The organism is Larkinella insperata (assembly GCF_026248825.1).
Lineage (GTDB): Bacteria > Bacteroidota > Bacteroidia > Cytophagales > Spirosomataceae > Larkinella > Larkinella insperata.
This window is the reverse complement of the sequence record NZ_CP110973.1, coordinates 5,692,805-5,714,282: the sequence shown is the minus strand read 5'-3', so window position 1 is coordinate 5,714,282 and position 21,478 is coordinate 5,692,805. Positions and strand designations below refer to the sequence as shown.

15 protein-coding genes are annotated in these 21,478 nt (G+C 56.9%); 4 read left to right on the top strand and 11 right to left on the bottom strand.

Features of this window, described 5'->3' with window-relative positions:
* Positions 1-83: 83 nt before the first annotated feature.
* Genes OQ371_RS22930 through OQ371_RS22920 form a run of 3 tightly spaced genes read left to right on the top strand, consistent with a single transcriptional unit; the run spans position 84 to position 2,871 of the window.
* Complete coding sequence (locus OQ371_RS22930) at positions 84-1,229, top strand: glycoside hydrolase family 5 protein (protein WP_265990662.1); 1,146 nt, start codon at positions 84-86, stop codon at positions 1,227-1,229.
* Positions 1,229-2,014, top strand: a complete 786-nt coding sequence (locus OQ371_RS22925; RefSeq protein WP_265990661.1) for a pseudouridine synthase — start codon at positions 1,229-1,231, stop codon at positions 2,012-2,014. The genes OQ371_RS22930 and OQ371_RS22925 overlap by 1 nt, the downstream gene beginning before the upstream one ends.
* Positions 2,011-2,871 carry an SDR family oxidoreductase gene (locus tag OQ371_RS22920; protein WP_265990660.1) on the top strand — a complete coding sequence of 287 codons (861 nt, stop codon included), beginning with the start codon at positions 2,011-2,013 and terminating at the stop codon, positions 2,869-2,871. Before OQ371_RS22925 ends, OQ371_RS22920 begins: the two co-directional genes overlap by 4 nt.
* 54 nt (positions 2,872-2,925) lie before the next feature.
* Here OQ371_RS22920 and OQ371_RS22915 read toward each other — a convergent pair whose 3' ends face one another.
* The 3 genes from OQ371_RS22915 to OQ371_RS22905 form a co-directional block, all read right to left on the bottom strand.
* Entirely contained in the window at positions 2,926-3,792 is an 867-nt protein-coding gene (locus OQ371_RS22915; protein WP_265990659.1) for a DUF5694 domain-containing protein, read from the bottom strand.
* Between the two features lie 160 nt (positions 3,793-3,952).
* On the bottom strand, positions 3,953-5,245 hold the full coding sequence (locus OQ371_RS22910) for an acetyl-CoA hydrolase/transferase family protein (RefSeq protein WP_265990658.1): 1,293 nt from the start codon (positions 5,243-5,245) through the stop codon (positions 3,953-3,955).
* Between the two features lie 225 nt (positions 5,246-5,470).
* On the bottom strand, positions 5,471-7,363 hold the full coding sequence (locus OQ371_RS22905) for a putative Ig domain-containing protein (RefSeq protein WP_265990657.1): 1,893 nt from the start codon (positions 7,361-7,363) through the stop codon (positions 5,471-5,473).
* 264 nt (positions 7,364-7,627) lie between these two features.
* Here OQ371_RS22905 and OQ371_RS22900 point away from each other — a divergent pair, with 264 nt between their 5' ends.
* The gene (locus tag OQ371_RS22900) at positions 7,628-10,594 is read left to right on the top strand and encodes a hybrid sensor histidine kinase/response regulator transcription factor (RefSeq protein WP_265990656.1); all 2,967 of its coding nucleotides are present in this window, start codon (positions 7,628-7,630) and stop codon (positions 10,592-10,594) included.
* Positions 10,595-10,698: 104 nt separating this feature from the next.
* On the opposite strand, the gene OQ371_RS22895 is transcribed toward OQ371_RS22900, so the two are convergent.
* The 8 genes from OQ371_RS22895 to OQ371_RS22860 all read right to left on the bottom strand — a co-directional run bounded on the left by OQ371_RS22895 (position 10,699) and on the right by OQ371_RS22860 (position 21,458).
* Positions 10,699-11,496 carry a glucosamine-6-phosphate deaminase gene (locus OQ371_RS22895; protein ID WP_265990655.1) on the bottom strand — a complete coding sequence of 266 codons (798 nt, stop codon included), beginning with the start codon at positions 11,494-11,496 and terminating at the stop codon, positions 10,699-10,701.
* A complete protein-coding gene (gene nagA / locus OQ371_RS22890; RefSeq protein WP_265990654.1) occupies positions 11,459-12,688 on the bottom strand; it encodes an N-acetylglucosamine-6-phosphate deacetylase in 1,230 nt (409 codons plus the stop codon). The genes OQ371_RS22895 and nagA overlap by 38 nt, the downstream gene beginning before the upstream one ends.
* Positions 12,676-13,998 (bottom strand): sugar MFS transporter, encoded by a 1,323-nt coding sequence (locus tag OQ371_RS22885; RefSeq protein ID WP_265990653.1) that lies wholly within the window; start codon positions 13,996-13,998, stop codon positions 12,676-12,678. The genes nagA and OQ371_RS22885 overlap by 13 nt, the downstream gene beginning before the upstream one ends.
* A gap of 23 nt (positions 13,999-14,021) precedes the next feature.
* Complete coding sequence (locus tag OQ371_RS22880; RefSeq protein ID WP_265990652.1) at positions 14,022-15,389, bottom strand: Gfo/Idh/MocA family protein; 1,368 nt, start codon at positions 15,387-15,389, stop codon at positions 14,022-14,024.
* 60 nt (positions 15,390-15,449) lie between these two features.
* Positions 15,450-16,778: a ligand-binding sensor domain-containing protein gene (locus OQ371_RS22875; protein ID WP_265990651.1), complete on the bottom strand. Its 1,329-nt coding sequence runs from the start codon at positions 16,776-16,778 to the stop codon at positions 15,450-15,452.
* 17 nt (positions 16,779-16,795) lie between these two features.
* Positions 16,796-18,172 (bottom strand): neutral/alkaline non-lysosomal ceramidase N-terminal domain-containing protein, encoded by a 1,377-nt coding sequence (locus OQ371_RS22870; protein ID WP_265990650.1) that lies wholly within the window; start codon positions 18,170-18,172, stop codon positions 16,796-16,798.
* Positions 18,169-19,584 carry a DegT/DnrJ/EryC1/StrS family aminotransferase gene (locus OQ371_RS22865; protein ID WP_265990649.1) on the bottom strand — a complete coding sequence of 472 codons (1,416 nt, stop codon included), beginning with the start codon at positions 19,582-19,584 and terminating at the stop codon, positions 18,169-18,171. The genes OQ371_RS22870 and OQ371_RS22865 overlap by 4 nt, the downstream gene beginning before the upstream one ends.
* Before the next feature lie 119 nt (positions 19,585-19,703).
* Positions 19,704-21,458, bottom strand: coding sequence for a RagB/SusD family nutrient uptake outer membrane protein (locus OQ371_RS22860; protein ID WP_265990648.1), 1,755 nt, complete (start codon positions 21,456-21,458; stop codon positions 19,704-19,706).
* Positions 21,459-21,478: the final 20 nt, after the last annotated feature.

Genomic DNA, 21,478 nt, shown 5'->3' with positions numbered 1-21,478 from the left:
CGAAAGGCCCGGAATCAATTGCGCAAAAACAGGACTAAAGTGGTTTTTGAGTAAGTTTGTGAATTCATAATTCCCGTCCCTGTATGCAACGCAGAACATTTATCCAACATACCGGCCTGCTGGCGGCTGCCGTTAGTGCGTCCGGTCCCGCGGTTTTGGCGTCTACTCCGGCTCCAGCGGCCAAAAACAAACTGCCCAAATGGAAGGGGTTCAACCTGCTGGATTTCTTTTCGCCAAATCCGGCCCAGAGCCGTCCGGCCACCCGGGAGGAGTACTTTAAATGGATGCGGGACTGGGGCTTTGATTTTGTCCGGATTCCCATTGCCTATCCGGCTTACCTCAAATTCGACCGCAGCCGGAACATTACGCCCGAAGAAGTCTACCAGATTGACGAGCAGGCCGTGGAGCGGATTGATAACCTGGTGGCGATGGCCCACAAACACGGCCTGCACGTAAGCCTGAACCTGCACCGCGCGCCCGGCTACTGCATCAATGCCGGTTTTCACGAACCGTATAACCTCTGGCGCGATCAGCAGGCGCAGGATGCGTTTAATTTTCACTGGAACATGTGGGCTAAGCGCTATAAAAACACCTCGTCGGACAAAATCAGCTTTGACCTGGTGAACGAACCGAGTATGCGCGAAGACATGAACGACCAGCATTCCAAAAGCGGGCCGGTGCCGGGCGAGGTGTATCGGAAAGTCGCCAAAGCCGCTGCGGAGGCCATTCGGAAAGAAAACCCCAAGCACCTGGTGATTGCCGACGGCAACAGTGGCGGTTCGACGGTTATTCCCGAAATCACGGACCTGAACATCGGTCAGAGCTGCCGGGGGTATCATCCGGGCATTATTTCGCACTACAAAGCGCCCTGGGCCAACAAAGACCCCGAAAACCTGCCGATGCCCAAATGGCCGGGGCAGGTGGGCGACAAATACCTCAGCCGCGCGATGCTGGAAGAGTTCTATAAACCGTGGATCAAGCTGGTCAATCAGGGGGTGGGCGTCCACTGTGGCGAGTGCGGCTGCTGGAATAAAACGCCCCACGATGTATTTCTGGCCTGGTTTGGCGACGTCCTCGACATCCTGACCAGCAACGGCATCGGCTTTGCGCTCTGGGAATTCAGCGGCTCGTTTGGCGTGCTGGATTCTGAGCGTACGGATGTGGCGTACGAAAACTGGCACGGCCACAAGCTGGACCGGAAATTGTTGAATCTGATGGCAAAATATTGATGGAAACCGAGCAGCCGGCGACGGGCGCAATTCCTTCCGGGCGGGAACTTGAAATTCTTTACCAATCCGACGATCTGGTGGCGGTAAATAAACCGCACGGTTTGCTGGTGCACCGGTCCATCATCGCCAGCGACGCCAGTGAGTTTGCCGTGCAACTGCTGCGCGACCAGTTGGGCCGGCGCGTCTATCCCGTTCACCGGCTCGACCGCAAAACCGGGGGTGTGCTGTTGTTTGCGCTGGATGAAACCATGAATTCGCTCATGCAGCAGCAGTTTGCCGAGGGCCAGGTGGACAAAGCCTACCTCGCCATCGTGCGCGGGTATACCCCCGACGAACTGGACATTGATTATCCGCTGCGGGTCGACGAACGTTCGGCGGGGTCGTCGAACGCCAAAGTGGGCACGGTACAGGATGCATTTACGCGCCTGAAAACCCTCCGGCGCACCGAAATTCCGTTGCCGTTTGGCAAACACGCCACCTCCCGGTATTCGCTCGTGGAGTTGACGCCCACCACCGGGCGACTGCACCAGCTTCGCAAACACATGGCGCATGTTTTCCACCCGATCATTGGCGACCGGCCCCACGGCTGCAACAAGCAAAACCGGTTGTTTAAGGATCATTTCGGGATGGAAACCATGCTGCTGCACGCCCAGCGCATCCACTTCCGGCATCCGCTGACCCAGGACGAAATTTTCATTACGGCACCCTGGCAGACCGAATTCAGCCGGATGCTGACAGTCTTGTTCAACACTCCGGCTTTGAGCGAAAACACGACCCCATCATGAACATCGCCGTTCTGGGAGCCACGGGGCTGATCGGGAAGCCCGTTACGGAGCAACTGATTGCGGCCGGGTATACCGTTACGATTCTGGCGCGCAACCCCGATAAAGCCAAAGCCCTGTTTCCCAAGGCCCGGATCGTCCGGGCCGATTTGCGGAACCCGGAAAGCCTGCGGGCCGGACTGCAAAACCAGCAGGCCGTTTACCTGAACCTGTCCGTCCGGCAGGCCGAAAAACCGGGCGACTTTCACACCGAAACCGACGGGATGAAAATTCTGCTGGACGAGGCCCGGCGGGCGGGGGTCCGGCGCATCGGCTATATGTCGTCGCTCGTGATGCGCTATCAGGGCATGAACGGTTTTGACTGGTGGGTGTTCGAGGTAAAGCACGAAGCGGTGCGGTTGTTGAAGCAGTCGGGGCTCCCGGTCACCATTTTTTACCCGTCCACGTTCATGGAGAGTTTCTCGATGCAGACGCAGGGTCCGGTTTTGCCGCTGGCGGGGCAGTCCGACGTTCGCATGTGGTTTGTGGCCGGGCAGGACTACGGTCGGCAGGTGGCGCGGGCCCTGCAACTGCCGGGCGATCAAAACCGCGAGTACGTTGTTCAGGGGCCGGAAGCCCACACCTACGAAGCCGGTGCGAAGCTGTTTGTCGATCAGTACGCGAAGCGAAAACTAACCCTGGTTAAAGCCCCGCTGGGCGTTTTGAAATTCCTGGGGCGGTTTAGCCGAACGGTCAACTATGGCGCGCACATCGTGGAAGCACTAAACAGGTATCCCGAAAGCTTCGAAGCCGAACAAACCTGGACCGACCTGGGCCCGCCGACCCTGACCATCGGTGATTACGCCCAGCAGGCTCCCTGAAAAGTCCTCAAAATTAAATTGATCCGCCGTCGATTGGACGAATTTTGATCGTTCCTATTTGGGCGGGGCCAGGTACGTCAGCGCCGGGATGATCTTATACGCCGGATTGTCTTTGACCAGATCCTGTAACACGCCGATGTGCGTCTGGCCCATCATGACGAGCAATTTCCGACCCCGGTTTCTGAGCTGCGTAGTTAAAATATTCGAATAAATCTTGAGATTCCGGTTGTAAAACAGGCTGATGAATTCGGCCCCGATGTACGCTTTGTCAAGTTTACTGAGGTCAGCGCTGTGCGTGCCCGATTCCGAAAATTCGCCGTTGACGACCAGGGCGGGGGTGTTGTAAAACAGCCGGTGGGTTAGCTGAATCATCTCGGGCCGGTTGATGGCGACCACGTAATCGTACAGCGAAAGACTGTCTTGCTGCACGGCTTTTTTAAGCGGTCGGGCGGTTTTCTGAAGAGTTTGCAGGCCCTGCCGGTAAATTTCAATGTTTTCGCCTTGGCTCAGCAGCGATTGCGACGTGGCGTCGTAGTGATCAATCCCGTAAATACGCTGGTGGTTGAGCAGTTTGCCGAGCGCAAAACCCACCTGATACGTTTCGCTGCGGCCTCCCTCCAGGTTGGCCAGGTTAAGCGAACCGGCCCGGTACAACCGGAACAGACTGTCCAGACGCGCTTGTCCTTTGGGATCTACTTCCACCATGATCATATCCGGGGCAAATCGCTTCAGGGCCGCGTTGAGTTTGGCGAGTTCGGCTTGTTTTTTCGGGCTCAGTACCTCGGACTCGGGGGTGCCGTTTGCCAGTTGGTTGAGGTGATCGAAGCCGATAAACAGGATTTCAACCGGCTCGGTTTGCTGGGCCGAAACGGTTGTTGCGGTAAGTAAAAGAACAAAAAGGAGGATAGCCGTAAATCTCATGCGTAAACAGGTTGGAAAGGAGCAGGTTGTTGAAAACAATAGCGCAACATAAAAACCAAACAAGCGGCACGTTGCCAGAAAATGATAGCCGGTTTTGGCGCGGGTTAATTCCGAAAAAATGGCCCATTACGGGCCATTTTTTTGGGGAGTTGCTACGAATTTACTCAAAAATCTTAAACCGCTCGTGGGCCTGCCGTTCCAGCGTTTCGCGGTGGTCGGGGTGGGCAATGTCGATCAGCGCCCGGGCGCGCTGGCGGAGGTTTTTGCCGTAGAGATACGCCACTCCGTATTCCGTAACGATGTAGTGAACGTGGGCGCGGGTGGTGGTAACACCGGCTCCTTCTTTCAGAAACGGCACAATCTTGCTTTCCCCGTATTTGGTTACCGATGGCAGGGCAATGATCGGCTTGCCGCCTTCCGAGAGCGACGCCCCCCGCACAAAGTCCATCTGCCCGCCCACGCCCGAGTACTGGAACGTTCCGATGGTGTCGGCGCAGACCTGACCCGTCAGATCCACCTCGATGGCGCTGTTGATGGCCGTCACTTTTGGATTGCGCCGGATGATGGCCGTGTCGTTGGTGTAGGTCACCGACTTCATGGCAATTCCGGGGTTATCGTGCATAAAATCGTACAACCGCCGGGTGCCCATCGCGAAGCAGGAAACCAGCTTGTAGGGAATGGCTTTCTTGTTTTCGTTGGTGATAACGCCCCGCTCCACCAGGTCAATCACGCCGTCGGAAAACATTTCGGTATGAATGCCCAGCCTTTGGTGGTGCACCAGTTCGGCCAGTACCGCATTCGGAATTCCGCCGATGCCCATTTGCAGCGTAGCGCCGTCTTCCACCAGTTCGGCCACGTACCGGCCAATTCGCTGTTCGGTGGCGGAAGCGGTTTTGAGCGGCATTTCGTACAGCGGGTCGTCGCACTCAATGGCCGCGTGCAGGGTTTTGATGTGAATAATGCCGTCGCCGTGCGTACGGGGCACGTTTGGGTTAATCTGTGCAATGACATATTTGGCATTCTTAACGGCGCTCAGGGAAATGTCAACCGACGGCCCGAGGGAACAGAACCCGTGTTGATCGGGCGGGGAAACCTGAATCAGGGCCACATCCAGGGGCAGGATGTTCCGCTCGAAAAGCAACGGAATCTCGCTCAGGAAAATGGGGACGTAGTCGGCAATACCGGCGTTGACCTGTTTGCGCATGTTGGCCCCGATGAAAAACGCGTTGGGGTTAAAGTGTTTCGCATATTGTTCTTCGCAGTAAGGCAGGTGACCTTCCGTGTGCATGTGGCAAACTTCAACGTCACGCAGGTCCTCGTTAACGGCCCGTTCAACCATCGCCTTGATAAGCCGGTGGGGTGTCTGGGCAACGCTGTGAATAAAAACGCGGTTTCCGGAATGAATGACCTGAACGGCCTGCTCCGGGCTGATGATGGGAACCAGATTATGCATGGGTGGAACGTATGACCAGAGTCGATGTTGAGTGATTCGGCAAATCTACGGTCTAATCGGATTGGAGCGGGTGAGCAAGATCATAACTCGGGCAATTACTTATCCTGGGGTTTTTCCGGAAGGTAATCCGGTAACCCGACCGCTGACGTTGCCTCACCACAACAACGGCGTTACCGGGGAGGGAGCGATGAGTGATGAATTGGCGGCTCATCACTCACCGGTTTGTCATTTCACCACTTTGAGGGTTTTAATCTGGTTGCGGCCGGCAATTTTGAGAACGTATAGGCCCGCTGACTGCGTGCTGAATGGCAGACGGATTCGTTCGGAAGCCTGCTGCATATCCCGCGACTGGCCGCTGATCAGACGCCCATTCAGGTCGGTTAGCTCGAACCGCAACGCCTGGCCCTGCGCGTCGGTGATCTCCACGTCCACATCGTCGCCCACGACGGGGTTGCCCAAAACCACTGCGGTCCATTCACGCGGTGTTTCGGCGGATTCTCCGGCGATGCGGGCGTTGCTGGTTGCGGGTGGGGCTGAAGCCGTGACGGTGAACGTAAAACTTACGCTGCTCAACAGTCCTTTGCTGTCTTTCCCGATGTAGTGTAACGTAGATACGCCGGTCTTTTTGGGTGTCCCGTAGAGTTTGCGGTCGCCGGGCTTGAAGCTGAGTCCTTCGGGCAGCTGATAATTGGCGCCAACCAGCGTCAGGGTGACCGGGTCGCTTTCGGGATCGATGAAGACCGGCAGATGCACCTCCATCGGCTTGTTGACCTGGTACGTCAGGTTCTTCACCACGGGTGCTTTGGGCGGGTTATTTTTGCGGACCGTCACTTTAAATTGTACGGCACTCTCGTTGAGCGCATCCCGCGCCCGGTACGACAGCAGGAAGCTTTCTTCATACGGGGGGGGCGTGCCGGAAACCGTCCGGGTGTTAAGGTCAACGTGCATCCAGCTCGGAAAGAAATCTGTCGTAGAGCTGACGCCAAGGCCAAGCCCCAGAAAGCTCATCATCGGGTCATTTTCCGGATCGGTAAACCTGGGAAGCTGGAATTGGAACGGTTTGCCGGGTTCGAGTACCTGCGATTGAAGAGCGGGGGCCACCGGCATGGCATTGGCTTCCACGACCAGCGAAAAACACACGCTGACTCCCTGTTGGTTGGCATCTTCCCCTTTGTACTGCATCTTGTAGACGCCAGCCTGGGCCGGAACACCGGTAATTTTCCGGGTGGCGGGGTCAAAACTCAAGCCATTGGGCATCTGGCCGTACGGTGCGTCATCGTTGGCATTGATCAGACTATACGTGAGTGGCTTGTTTTGCGGATCGGTGAATTTGGGCAGTTGAAGCGTAACCGGAATTCCCTCTTTGCCGTACTGCGGAGTAATTTTAGGGCCGTACGGATGCCGAAAGTGTACGGGCGGATTGCCGGTTTGCGGTTTGACTACCAGGCCAAACCATATGCTGTTGCGTTTTCCCTGTTCATCCGTCGCTTCGTAAATACCCATCACGCGCTGGTCAACATACCAATTTGCGGGTGGAATGCCCACGAGCTTGCGCGTGCTGGGGTCAAACACAATCCAGGAAGGCTGGATCAGGTTGCCCCCTCCCTCTACGGCCATAAAACCGCACTTGTAGGTAAGCGACGTGTTTTCCGGGTCGGTAAATTCCGGAAGCTGAATGGAAAAGGATTGCCCTGCTTTTACTTCCTGCGGACCCACCGAGGGCGCCACCGGCATTAGATTCGGTTTGATGATCAGCGTAAAGGTCACCATGCCCACATTCCCGCTGCGGGCTTTGGCCGCGTAGGTGAATGTATATTTTCCGGCTTTTTTGGGCCAACCGTACAGATTCCGCAGGGATGGGTTAAAGCTGATTCCCGCCGGCATCGAAGCGCCCGGATCGTTGTGCGGGGAGCCGGAAAACCGGCGTAACGTGTAATCCAGGTACACCGAACCACCCCCGCTGAACGTGGGCAGAATCACCGACAGCCATTGGCCCTCCTGGCCAACGATGGGTTGAATAACCGGCGGAACGGGGAGCTTATCAATAGGGAGATCGGCCCGGACCGAAGTAAAAAAGCCGGGAACCAGCAGACAAAGCAGGAATACAAACTTTTTCATGAGCGTGTCAATTAGATTTGCTGTTTGAGTAGAAATAATTACGTCGGCAAAACTAATCGAGCAGGCTGGGGTGGGGTTAACACGGCCGTAACATTGTTTAACACGGATGTAACAGCCAGTTATTTGGGTGGAATAATCATAAAAAGAGACGATGAATTGGATTATAAATGCAGGGCAGTTGAAAAAAGAAGTGCCATTCAATCAATTCGTTAAGTAACATATACACCTATACGTGTAAATTGCTTCAGAAAAATCGGTGCGTTGATGGGAAAAATTTTACTTCTTCTTTTTTGTGGTATTGGGCTTTGTGCGGTAGCGCAGCCAAGCAAGCGCGATAGTCTGGAAACCCTCCTGAGAAAAGCCGGACCGGATACCAACCGGGTCCGGCTCCTGAACGATGCCGCTGCTATCTATTGGAGCAGCGACCCGGAAAGACTGAAGCGCTACGCCGAAGAAGCCATGAAGCTTTCCCGCCAACTGGACTTTAACGTCGGCATCGGCCGCAGTTACGTTAGTCTGGGAATTTACCACTGGACAAAGGGGAAATACCGGGAAGCCATCGAGTCGGCCAAAACGGGCCTGCCGTACCTCGAAAAGGGAAAGAACAACCGGGCCATTGCGGGCACCCACCATAACATCGGAATGAATTATGCCGCTTTGGGCGATTTTCCCCAAGCCATTGACTATTACTACAAAGCGCTGAAGGTCTATGAGAAGATGGGCGACGGCACGCAGGCAGACTTAGCGGGTACGTACAACGCCATCGGCGTCATTTTTGAACACCAGCAGAAATACGATCAGGCGCTGCAGCACTACTGGCAGTCGTACCGTAAAAACGCGGGCAGTGATCCGCGCGGACAGGCGGGGGTGCTGATCAACATCGGAACAATTTACCAGCTAAAAGGCGATTTGCGCAAAGCCGTATTCTACCTGAATCAGTCCCGCAGCAATTTTGAAAAAATTAAGGAGCCGATTGGGGTGGCCATGAGCCTGAACCATCTGGGTGCGGTGTACCTGAAAATGAAGCAGCCTGACCGGGCCGAAACCCATTACCAGCAGGCGCTCAAACTGGCCGAACAGAAAAATTACCCGTCGAGCATCCTGACGAGTTTGCTGGGCCTGGGTAAGGTTCGCTCCGAAACCGGTCAGGCCGCTCAGAGCCTCGGATATTACGAAAAAGCCCGGCAACTGGCGGAACAACTGCACCAGCGGGAAGACCGGCTGTCGGCCTACAAAGGGCTGGCGGCTGCCTATGCGGCCACCGGTAATTTCCCGAAAGCCTACGGTTTTCAGGGGAAATGGGTGGCGCTCAACGACTCAGTTTTCAACGAGGAAAGTGCCAAAAAAATCGCCAGGGTACAGGCCGAATACCAGTCGGAAAAGAAGCAGGCCGAAATTGAACTGCTAAAAAAAAACCAGGAGGTGTCGGTCTTGTGGCGCAATACCGTCGGGGCCGGGTTGCTGCTGACGCTCGTGGTCGGGGCACTCGTGGTAAGCCGTCAGCGCCTGAAAATTCAGAAGAATCAGGCGTTGCTGGCGCAAAGCCGGGTGGTGTCCGAAAAAAACGAACAACTCGAGCGGCAGACCCGCCAACTGGAAGGCCAGGCCGAAACGCTGGCTACGCAGGCCCGCCAACTTCAGGAACTTGACGAGGTAAAATCCCGGTTTTTTGCCAACATCTCCCACGAGTTCCGGACTCCCTTGACCTTGATTATTGGTCCACTGGCCGAGAAAATGCGTTCACTGACCGATGCCACCGACGTTGATTTTCGCTGGAACGAGGTGGCCGTCATGCACCGGAACGCCCAGCGACTTTTGCAGCTCATTAACCAGCTGCTCGATTTGTCGAAGATTGAATCCGGGAAGATGAACCTTCAGCTCCAGCCGGGCGCCATCAACGACCTCCTGACGGTAGCGGCCGCTTCGTTTTCGTCGATGGCCGAGCAACGGAGCATTCAGTACACCGTCCAGCTGCCGACCGAACGGCTTTTGGTGCGTTACCACGCCGATCAACTGGAAAAAGTGGTGACCAACTTACTGTCCAACGCCTTCAAGTTTACGCCCAACGGCGGTTCGGTTACGCTCACCGCTCAACGGGTTGAGAAGCAGGGCAAACCGCTGGTGCAGATTTGGGTCGACGACACCGGCATGGGCATTGCCCCCGAGCAGGTTGAACGGGTATTCGAGCGGTTCTACCAGGGCACTACCTCGCTGGTGGGCGACCAACCCGGCACGGGCATCGGTCTTTCGCTCGTCAAAGAAGTCATTCAACTGCATAACGGCACCATTCGGGTGGAAACGAAAGCCGAACCGGGGGCGCGGTTTGTCGTAGAACTGCCGTTTGAGGAGCTGGCGGAAACCGTGATTGAGGTTAGTTCGCCCAGAAGCCGGTCGGAAGGAGCGCTTTTCGTCGGGGGCAAAACCGTTGCCAACGAACCGGAAAGTGGCACGGAAGGGACGGAGGTGCGCCCAACCCTGCTGATTGTGGAAGATAACGACGACCTAAGGATGTTTATCCGCAACCAGCTGGGGCGGCACTACCGCGTGCTGGAACGCGAGAACGGCGCGCGCGGGCTGGAAGCCGCCCTAGAGCTGTCGCCCGACCTGATAATCAGCGACTGGATGATGCCCGAAATGGACGGGGCCGAACTCTGTCGGCGCATCAAAACCGACGAGCGCACCAGCCACATTCCAATGATTATGCTGACGGCCCTGGCCACGCAGGACAATAAACTGACCGGTCTGGAAACCGGTGCGGACGATTACCTGACCAAGCCGTTCGATTCGCGTGAGCTGCTGGTACGGGTGCAGAATCTGATCGAAAGCCGCCGGAAGCTCCGCGAACGGTTTGGCCGCGAGCTGCGGATTGGCCCCACGGACATTGCCGTGACCTCCGCCGACGAGAAATTCCTGATGCGGGTCATGAAAATCGTGGAAGATAACCTGGGAAATTCGCAGTTTAGCGCCGAGGAGTTTGGCCGGGAAGCGGGCCTGAGCCGGATGCAGCTCCACCGTAAGCTGACGGCGCTGACCGGGCAGTCGGCGGGGGATTTCATCCGCGTCATGCGCCTGAAACGGGCGGCTCAGTTGCTGGAAGGTCAGGCGGCTACGGTATCCGAAATTGCCTACGAAGTCGGCTTTAATTCGCTTTCCTACTTTTCTAAAGTCTTCCGGGAGCAGTTTGGCGTCCTGCCAACCGAATACGCCAACCGGTCGAATGCGTCGGTGTGAATAGCATAGTCTTCATTGTGCCGGTTTTGAGAAACCGGTAATAAAAACGCGGATTGAATCTTCTATTCAATCCGCGTTTCTGGTATTGGGCGCAGACGAGGGCATCAAGCCGTTACTTCAAGAAACTTTTTGGCGCTGTCCTGGTCAATAAATAGCTGGGTGTTGCCGTGTGACCGCAAAATGGTGGAAGGAAACGCTTCCGTAACCGAATCCACCAGCGTGTGATAAATCGCTTCGGCTTTGTGGCTCGCCGGAACCATGCAGAACAGGTGTTTTCCGCGCACCAACGCCGGAATGGTCAGCGTCAGGGCGTATTCGGGCACCTGTTCCAGCGATTCAAAACATTCGTCGTGGACCTGCTGCATCCGGCTGGTCAGGTCCAGTTGCACGCGTTTGACCAGCACCGGATCGTTGAAATCCGCGACGTGGGGGTCATTAAAGGCAATGTGGCAATTCTCGCCGATGCCCAGGCAGACGATGTCCGTCGGATATTGTTCGAGCAGCGCGCTGTAACGCCCGCATTCCTGCTCCGGATCTGCGGTATTGCCGTCCAGGTAATACACATCGGTGATGCCTACCTTGTCGAAAAGCTGCACTTTGAGATAAAGCCCAAAACTCTTAGGTGCATCGGCGGGCAGCCCCACGTATTCGTCCATGTGGAAAGCCCGGATGCGCGACCAGTCAATGCCGGACTCCTGCGCGAGCGTCGCCAGAAATTCATTCTGTGAGGGCGCGGAAGCGAATATGATGTTAACAAAATCCTGGTTCTGTTGTAACTCCCTGATTTGGCTGGCGACGGCCTGGGCGGCACTTAGTCCCAGTTCCTGCCGGTTTTCGAAGAGATTAACCCGAAGCTGGTCGATGTTAAACGTGTGGTTGGGAGACGTTAAAGAGGTCGTCATGCGTTTTAAAAAGTTGATTTGAGTAGACAAGTTTTCCGTTGACAAGCGTTGCCGAAACGGTCACATTTTCGTCGAAAATGACCAGATCGGCGTCCTTGCCCGGCGTCAGTGAACCTTTGCGGGATTCAACGCCCATGATGCGCGCGGGGGTGGTGCTGGCCATCCGGACGGCGTCCAGCAGCGGTACGTCGGCTAGTCGGACCATGTTGCGCACGAGTTGATTCGTCGTAGCCACGCTGCCCGCAAACGAACTGCGGTCTGGCAGTTTGGCCACGCCATCCTCCACGATCACCTTCAGGCCGTTTTTGAGCGACCCGAGTGTGCTTTCGCCTTCGGGCATTCCGGCGGCCCGCATGGCATCCGTAATCAGGGCGGTTCGGTCGGCCCCTTTGATTTTATAGACCAGCTTGAGCAGGGGCGGGGGCAGGTGAACACCGTCGGTAATGATCTCCACGTCCATATCCAGCAGGTAAGCGCTTTCAATCACGCCCGCGTACCGGAAGGCGTTCCGGCGCGTCACGCCCGACATGGCCGAGTACAGGTGCGTCGCCAGCGAGTAGCCGTTTTCGTACGCTTCCAGCACATCCTCGTAAATGGCGTCGGTATGGGCCACAGCCGCCAGAATGCCTTTTTCGCGCAGCCGCCGACCGAACGGAATGGCGCCTTCCAGCTCCGGGGCGGCACTCCAGCGCACGATGGACGACGAATACGCCAAGATTTCTTCGTATTCCTGCGGGTCCGGGTTGCGGATATAGCGGGGGTCCTGGGCTCCCCGCTGACTGAGCGCGAAATACGGTCCTTCCAGGTGAATGCCCAGAAAAGCCGCCCCTCGGTGGTTGATGCGGTTGGCCGCTTCGTAGGCATCCAGCGTTTGCAGTAGGTCTTCCTTTTCGGCGGTTAACGTCGTCGGTACCAGGGCGGTCGTGCCGTAGCGGGCGTGGAGTTCGGCGATGTTCAGGAAGGCTTCTTCCGTGCCGTCCATGAAGTCGTACCCCCCGCCCCCGTGGACGTGAATGTCGATGAAGCCGGGTGCGATGTACTGCCCGCCCGCGTCGATTTCTTCGGCATCCGGCACCTCCACCTCCCGTTCGTGAATCCCCCGGATGAGGCCGTTTTCGATCACGATGGTGCCGCCCCGGATCAGCCGGTACGGTGTGATCAAGACGCCGTTCGTTATTTTCAGAATCCCCATTTGCGCAGTTGGTGGCCTTTTACGGCGTAATAAACGAGATAGAGGTAACAGGGAAAAAGAACCCAGTAGGCCACGCGCAGGTCATACACATCGGCCAGATACCCGTAGATCAGCGGCATGATGGCGTTGCCGCACAGACCCATGATCAGGATGGAAGCGCCCAGTTTCGTAAACCGTCCCAGACCGTCCAGCGCCAGCGGCCAGATGCCCGCCCAAACCAGCGAATTCGCCAGCCCCAGCAGCACCACAAACCAGATGGAAACGTCGGTTGCGTGGCCCAGAAAGATGAACGAACCCTTTGCAAAGATGATGAGCAGCGTAAAAACCGCGCCCAATACCGTGCAAATCCGCAGGGCGTTTACCTGGCTGATGAAGCGGGGAATGGTAACGATGCCGATCAGGTAGCCGCAGATGGTGCAAAACAGCGTGTAGGAAGGGAAAACCTTGGCTTCCAGCAGGTCGATGCCCATCGAACCGGCGTAACTGATGATTGTGTCGATGGCGATCACCTGCGTACCGACGTGCAGGAAAATGGCCACCGCGCCCAGAATCAGGTGCGGAAACTGAAAGATGCTGGTTTTACCGGCGTTGGCCGTGGCCACCTCGGGCGTTTCGTGTTCCGTGTTGAGTTCGGGCAGGGGGGAGCGGTACACCAGATAGCCCAGCACGAACAGGAAGGTTCCCAGCACGGCGTAGGGCGGAATCACCCGGCGAATCAGCTCATCCAGGGCCGCGCTCCGCTGCACCTCGGTCATCGTGCCAAGCTGGGCAAACAGGTCGGTATCCGTGGGGCGTAAAATCACGGCGGCAAACACAATCGGCGACAGAATACCGGCGGCTTTGTTGCAAATACCCATGAGGCTGATGCGCTGCGCGGCCCGTTCTTTCGGCCCCAGAATGGTGATGTACGGGTTGGAAGCCGTTTGCAGAATGGCCAGGCCAATGCCGATGGTGAACAACCCCATCAGGAAAATGCCGTACGTCCGCGTGTAAGCCGCCGGAATGAAGATAAACGCCCCCAGCGCCATCGCCCAGAAGCCAACCATCATGCCCTTCTTGAAACCCGCCACCTTCAGCAGGTAGGAAGCGGGCACCGACATGATGAAGTAGGCAATGTAAAAAGCAAACGCCACCAGATACGCCTGAAAGCTCGTCAGTTCACAGGCAATTTTGAAGTACGGAATCAGGATGGAGTTTACCCAGGAAATGAATCCGAAGATAAAAAACATCAGTCCGATCAACAGAATGGAAATGGTGGTATCCCGCTTGTCGAGGCTGCTGACGTCGATGGCGATGGTATTCGATTTCATTCGTTCGTTGGTTAGATTTCTAATTAAACCGTTGGCTCCCAGCCCTTCTCATACTCGCGTTTCCACAGTTTCTGGGCTTCCTTGTTATTTTTGATGTGGCCGTTGGCCGGGTCCGTTTGCAGCGCCCCGCCCGAACGCAGGGCAATGTTGCCCAACTGAACCAGCAGGGTGCTTTGGTGACCGCTTTCAATGTTGGAAGCCAGGGGAGCGCCCTTCTTAATGCCGTCGAAGAAGTTCTGAATGTGGATCGCATCCAGCGCCTGCGAGGGGTTCATGCGGTCGCGGGCGTTGATCGTAATGTCGTTTTTGACATCTTTCACCAGTTTGTTTTCCAGGTCAAAGACTTTGTACGAATTACCGCTGTCGATCAGTACGGAACCCGAATCGCCGTAAAAAACGATGCCCGTGCTGGTGTCTTCAACGGTTTTTCCGTTGCAGCTCCGACCTTCCCAGGTCATACCGGTGTTGTTGGCAAACTCCCAGTTGATCACCTGCGTGTCGGGGGTTTCCCAGTCGTCTTTGTAGCGGTAGCGGCCGCCCGACGAGGTAACCTGCGTGGGGTAATCGACGCCCAGCCCCCAGCGCATCAGGTCCACCATGTGGGTGCCGTTGTTGAGCGCTTCGCCGGTGCCCCAGTTCCAGAGCCAGTGCCAGTTGTAGTGAATCAGGTTGTCTTTATAAGGCCGCCGGGGCGCGGGTCCCTGCCACAGATCGTAGTTCAGCCAGGTCGGAACGGGCGCTTCTTTCCCGACGCCGATCGACGCCCGGTTATTGGTGTACCAGCCTTTGGCGAAGTAGGGCCGACCGATGAGGCCATTCTGGACTTCCTTGATGGCCTGCGCCACCTTGGGCCACGACCGGCGCTGGTTGCCCATCTGAATCACAGTCTTGTACTTTTTCTGAACGGCCATCAGCAGTTCGCCCTCGTGCGGGTTGTGGCTGCACGGTTTTTCGAGGTACACGTGCTTGCCGGCTTTCGACGCCAGAATAGCCGCCGGAGCGTGCCAGTGGTCGGGAGCGGCCACGACCAGCGCATCCAGGTCTTTGTCTTCCAGCGCCTTCCGGAAATCCGGCTGATTTTTCGGCTTCGACTTTTGCAGCCCTTCTACCGTGGTGATGCATTTCTCCGCGGCCCGCGTATCAACGTCCGAAACTGAAATGACTTCGCAATTGGGTTGCAGGGCGTAGTTGCTCGCCAGCGCCAGACCCCGGCTATTGACGCCCATCATACCGACTCGGACCTTCTCGTTGGCCCCCAGGATGCGGGCGTAGCTTTTCGGACTGAAACCGGGCAGAACGCCACCCGCCCAGAGCACGGCGGTGCCAGCAACGGATTTTCGAATGAAGTCTCTGCGGTTTTCGTGGGAGGTGTTGCCTTTGGTGTTTTTCATTGTTTATCAGGAAATAAAAGCGTTCTAATAGGAGAGGGTTTCGAACCCTCAATTGATAAATTAGGCGAAAGGAGCCGGAATTTTTACTAAATCCTGAATTTCTTTCCCCTGGTGTTCGAACCGGGCCAGCGTGTACACCGTGCCGTCGGAGCCGATGGCGATGGAATTAACGTAGGTCGGGCGCGAACCGTCGGCGTAGAAAATCGGGCCGTGGTCGCAGTACGTCCCTGACGGAATGTGAAACGTAATCAGGTGCAGGTTTTCGAGTCCTTTGGCGGCTCCCTTGGCAATCTGGTCGGCGCCTTTCAGCCGTTTTCCGTCGATGTAAATCGGGCCACCGGTCAGGTAATAGATGGTTTCGCCATCCGGCCCCGGTTGAAACCCGAGGTAGCCGTAGCTGAACTGATCAAACATACCGCTTCGCTTCGATGGCTCGGAGGCAATCCGCTCCACCAGTTCAATGTTGGGCGTGCGCGGGTCAAAACGGAACAGATACCCCGAATTGCCGTGCACCCCGTAGGCCACGGCTTCGGGGGCATACCAGAAAATTTTCCGCCAGTTGTAGCCCATACTGCCGGGCCGGGTCGGGTCGTATTTTCCGAAATAATCCAGCCGCAAATCCACGCCCTCCAGCTTGCTTAAGGTGGCGGTGTCTGGTCCATACGTGAGTACGTCGCCTTCCGCCGTGGACAGGTACAGCGAACCGCTGCCCGGGTCTACGAACATCGAACGGCAGATCACCCGGTAGTCGTCACCCACTGTGCCCGCTTCCCCGCGTCCGCAAGTCAGGCCCGCGTTCACGAGCTGACCCGTGTTCAGATCGTAGTGCAGCAGGTAGCCCAGCGGCCAGGTAAGTGCGTAGAGGTGGCCCCGCTCGCGGTCGATGGTCATCGTGAGCACGCCCTCGCCGTCGGGGGCCAGGGCCAGGTCTTCAAATTGTCCGCTGATCAGGTCGTACGACAGCAGGTGACCGCCGGGGTAGAGGCCGTAGCCTTCCGGGGCGTTTTGGGGCAGGCGCTCCATGCCGTCGATCATCTCGTACACGCCCACGTGCGTGGCAAAGTAGAGCTTGCCGTTGTGTTCATAAAACCGGACGTGGCTCTTACCCTGCGGAATGGATTTTTTGCCCTTCTCCCCGCACACGTCGGTCAGGTCCGCAATAAACTGAATGGTATCCGTCTGCGGATCGTAGGCATATAGCTGGCCGCCCACTTCGTAGGATTCCGACGAGAGGACGTAATAAATTTTGCCGTCGCTGGCGGCCGAAATCGCGTTGTAGGTATCGTGCGCTAATTCAAAACCGGAGAAATACGGTTTTCCTTTCAGAAAGCGGCTTTCGGTAACGGCGGTTGTTGGGTCAGCGGTGGTGTGTAGCGTTACTCCGTTCATGGCAATGATCAATTGGGTCAGGGTGTTGGCAGTCCGGCCTGCCGGGCAACTTTAATGACTTCAGCCAAAATGGTGGCTTCGATGGTGGACGACCAGACGCTCGGCAAACCGTATACCATCTGCGACGAATCGCCTTCGTAGCCGCCCTCCCGCAACACCGTGGTCGACGGAATGTAGCCCATCACATCGTTGGAATAAGCCGCCACAAACGTATCCGGGCCGAAAATCTGTTTCAGTTTGATGGCGTATTCAATCACCACTTCGCCCCCCAGGCTAATCAACGGCTGCTCGCCTAGTTGCCAGACCTGCACCGGGTAGGCGTAGGATTTGGGAAACGGTTCACCCCGTTTGAGTTGGGCCAGCATCCGTTCGGCATACCGTTTCTGATACGGTACGTCGGATTTCGTAATGGCTTGTAAATCGGCTTCCGTGGGCGACTTGGCAAAAGTAAGGTCAACTTCGGAATAGGCGGTTGTCAGCCGGGCCGACAGGTTGCGCATGGGTTCGGCCAGCACCCGTTCAACCGCAGCGGCCAGTTCGCGCCCGTACTGCTGCGCCAGCGGCACTGTGTGCCGAGGCAGGGCGTTCTGGTCGGCCCCGGCGCCCTGAAAAAACAGGGCCGTCACGCCCGGATGGGCTTTTTCCAGTTCGAGTTGGGCAAACCCAGCGTAATCGCCCGACCACTGGTAACTATCCAATACCGTTGGGTGGCAGGCGTACCCGAAGGTTACGGCTTTGAGGTCGCCTTTCGCGTTCAGCACCTTGAGCACCGGCACGGCGTATTCGTTCGGACCCCGGAGTTCTGGCAGGCGGTGGAGCACGGCCGCGTTGTTGTTGCGCCGGTTGACCTGAAACCGGGTGACGCCGTTCTGCGCGTGCAGCGTGACGGCTTCCCGGTTTTTCAGGGCGTTGCCGACCAGTTCGACGATCTGGGTTTCCAGCGTGGCGGAATACTGCGCGATTTTAGCGACCTGATCGGATTCAAAAGGGTATATGTCCGTCAGCGCATCCTGCAGGACCGGCCCCGAGTGCGTATGCGACCCGTTGAGAATAATCTGCGCCTTTGACAACTTGTATTTCGCTGTCAATTGCGTCCGGATGCGTTCCGAAAGTTTCTGGGGAAAGCCCAGCAAATCCGTCGTGACGAGCACAGCCTGCTTTCCACTTTCGTCTTCCAGCACCAGCGCCTTGGCCCAGAGGTCGTGCAGCGTGCCGTCGGCCGGGCGGTTGCGGACGGCAAACCCGGCCATCCACAGGCCGGGTTTGGGGGTGATGACGGTTCGGGCAACTCCGGCTTTCCAGCCCGTCGCCAACCCCGGCGGCTTTCCGCCCGCTTTGGCGACGAAGATCAGCAGGAAGCCGACCACCAGTAAATAGGGCCACGTTTGTTTCATTTTTGATTCAACTTAACCAGTTGATCCGCGTTTTTATGGACTTTTTCGATGGCTGCGGCAATTTCGTCCATGTCCGACCGGGGGCCGAGCAGCATATTCTGCGTAAACCAGACGGCTTCCTCGTTGCACAGGTTGTCGTTCTGCGGGCAATGATTCCGGGCGACGTACTGCTTGAAATCGAGCATTTCCTTCGGATAGGTTTTTCGGAAATTCTTGGACTGAAACGCGTCGTTGAGGTACTGCTGGTTGTTTAGCGTGGCGTATCCGCTCGAACACGGAATGCCTTCGGCCTGCAACGCCTTCAGGAAACTGGCTCTGGGCAGTCCCTTGAATCCCTCTTTCTGGTAGCGGAACGGAAACAGGTGAAAAGCCGCCCGCGTCACGTTGTCGTAGAGCTTGTAGGGAACAATGCCCGGAATATCCTTGATTTTCGCTTTCAGGTAAGCCGCGTTTTCGTTGCGTGTCGTGGTTTCGCCGTCGAGCCGTTTCAACAGGGCCAGACCGATGGCGGCCTGATACTCGGTGGTGCGGAGTTTGGTGCCCTGCATAACACTGCCGGTACTGACCGACCCGACCGCCGTGCCGTACGGATTTCCGTAGTTCTGGTAGGAGAAACAACGGTCCATGAAGCCGTCGTCGTTGCTGACCACGGCCCCGCCTTCACCGATGGCGAGGTTCTTCGAATTCTGAAAGCTGAAGCATCCGGCGTTGCCGATGGTGCCCACTTTCTGGTGATTGATTTCGGCCAGGTGGGCCTGACAGGCGTCTTCAATCACCACCAGGTTGTGTTTTTTGGCAATCGGCATAATCCGGGTCATGTCGGCGGGCAGGCCCAGGATGTGAACCGGAATGATGGCTTTGGTGCGGGGGGTGATTTTGGCTTCAATTTTGGCCGGATCGATCTGAAACGTTTCGGGGTCGACGTCCACAAAAACCGGCATGGCACCCGTGGCCAGCACCGCCGATACCGTGGCAATGAAGGTGTACGGGGGCACGATGACTTCATCGCCGGCCCGGACGTTCAACTGGTTCAGGGCGATGATCAGGGCGTTGGTGCCGTTGACCACCAGCAAGCTCCGTTTGGCACCCAGGGCTTGCGCCCATTTCTGCTCAAATTCCGTGGCCACCTTTGCCCGCGACCAGACCCCGCTTCGGATCACTTCCAGCAATTGCTGCTCATCGGTTTCAGGCTTCCAGATTGGCCAGGTCGGCCACGCTTTCGTCCGGATGGGATTACCGCCCAGCAGCGCGGCTTGACCCGACGAACTGGGCAGCACTGTGGGGGTGGAAGGCAGCCCGGCAGCCGCCGGATGGTCGATTCCGGAAGCCAGCAGCGCGGGCGTCAGCACGGCGCCCAGTCCGGTCAATGAATTCCGTCTGATGAACTCACGTCTTGAAACGTTCTTTTTCATGCGCTTACGGTTTAAAGCCTAACGAGTTGATCAATCTGCCCGACTCCGCTTGACGACTGGCCGGGTGCGTACCCATAACCTAAAGCATCAAACCGGAGTCGGGTTACTCTTCCCGGTCATTATTCGATGGTTTCCAGCGGAGGAACGTTCCGCTCGGCTCCGTCGTAGCCCTTGTTCTGGTTGATGATCCCCAGCGTGTTGGCGGTGATGACGCTCGACGGAATGGGCCACAACACGTGGAAGGGCGCGATGTCGGCCGTGTTGCCGATGTACTGGACCTTCCGGTCGTAGAAGTTGTTGAGCTTCCGGACGCGGTCGTAGTAATAGTTTTTCTGACTGAAATTGTCCAGTGAGTACCCCGACTTGTTTTGTTTCGCCAGGATGTACGACGCCCGCACGAGTTCGGAGTGCCGGGGTTCTTCGGCGAACAGTTCCCGGGCGCGTTCGTCGAAAATGAAGTCGACCGTTACCTCACTTGCCGTAATGGGTAAAGCTTTGGCCCGCTCGCGAACCACATTCAAATCCTCAGCGGCTGCGGCCAGGTTACCCTTCCAGTACTGGGCTTCGGCCCGGATCAGGTAGGTTTCGGCCAGTCGGTACACGTACCAGTCGCCGTTGCCGCCCATTGGAATGGCCAGCGCGTCGTCCTGCGGCACGTACACGATGTAATGCGGCATGGCGTAAAACGCGTAGAAGGTGTCGGCGGGGGCGGCCAGGTACGAAACGTTGATCGGTTTGCCGTAATCGACCGAGGCCGGGTTGTTGTACTTGATTTCGTGCAGGTCCACCCAGTTGTTGTTGCTCCGGCGCAGGTCGGGCGTGTTGCGCCAGTTGGTGTTTTTGTAGTTCCAGAGCGAATACTGGTAGAACGCATCCAGCCGCACGTTGCCGTTGCCGCGCCCCAGCGAATCGTACATCGGACCGCTGGCGACCATGCCGGCCTTGCCCTGGCTGTCGCGCACGATGGTGTTCCACCAGGCGCAGTTGTAATGCCGCATGGTGTACAAGCCCTGCGAGCGCGCCCCCGGTGGCGCTTCAAACCGGTCGACAATCGCCAGGATGGTTTCGGTGTTGGTTGCCAGGTTAAAGTTTTTGGGGCGGTGCAAATCCCACATCAAATCCCGTTTTGCATCACCCGCCGACACGCCAAACCGGCTTTTCATCAGGGCGTACGGGCCGTTGATGACGCGGCTGGAGGCTTCGATGGCTTTGTCAAATTCCAGATTGGCCAGATACACTTTTGCCAGCAAATGATCGCCCGCGCCCTTCGAAATCACGCCGGGGCTGGCTTTGACGGGCAGGTTCTGAACGGCAAATTCCAGGTCGGTCTGAATCTTTTTGAGAATCGCCCAGCGGCTGTGGGTGGCAAAGTCGAGTTTGGCCCCGGTGAGTTCCTGGCTGATAAAGGGCACGTCGCCGTACGAGTTCACCAGCCGGTAATACCAGTAGGCGCGGTGCCAGAGGGCTTCGGACAGGATGGCGTTGCGCTCCTCCGGGTTGCTCCACGTAATGTCGTCGATGCGGGAAATCAGCACGTTCGCGTTTTTGATCGACGCGTAGGCCGAGGTAAACATGGCCAGGTACTTGTAATACCGGTCGGTGTTCGGCGTCAGTTTGTAAAAGTCGAGCTGCACGCTGGCCACGGCCAGGTCCGATGCGGCAAATTCATTGATCAGAAAGTTGATGGGACCCGTGTTTTCACTTTTCAGGTCTTTCCGCATCGTAATCAGCAGTGACTCAAATCCGGCTTTGTCAACGTACACGTTTTCGGGCGCGAAAAACGAAAGCGGCTTGGGCTTCAGCCATTCTTCCTTACAGGAGGAAAGCGACAGCAGCACGAACAACGCCGAACATAGGGTGATAATCCGTTTCATTGTTTTCTTCTTATCCGTTT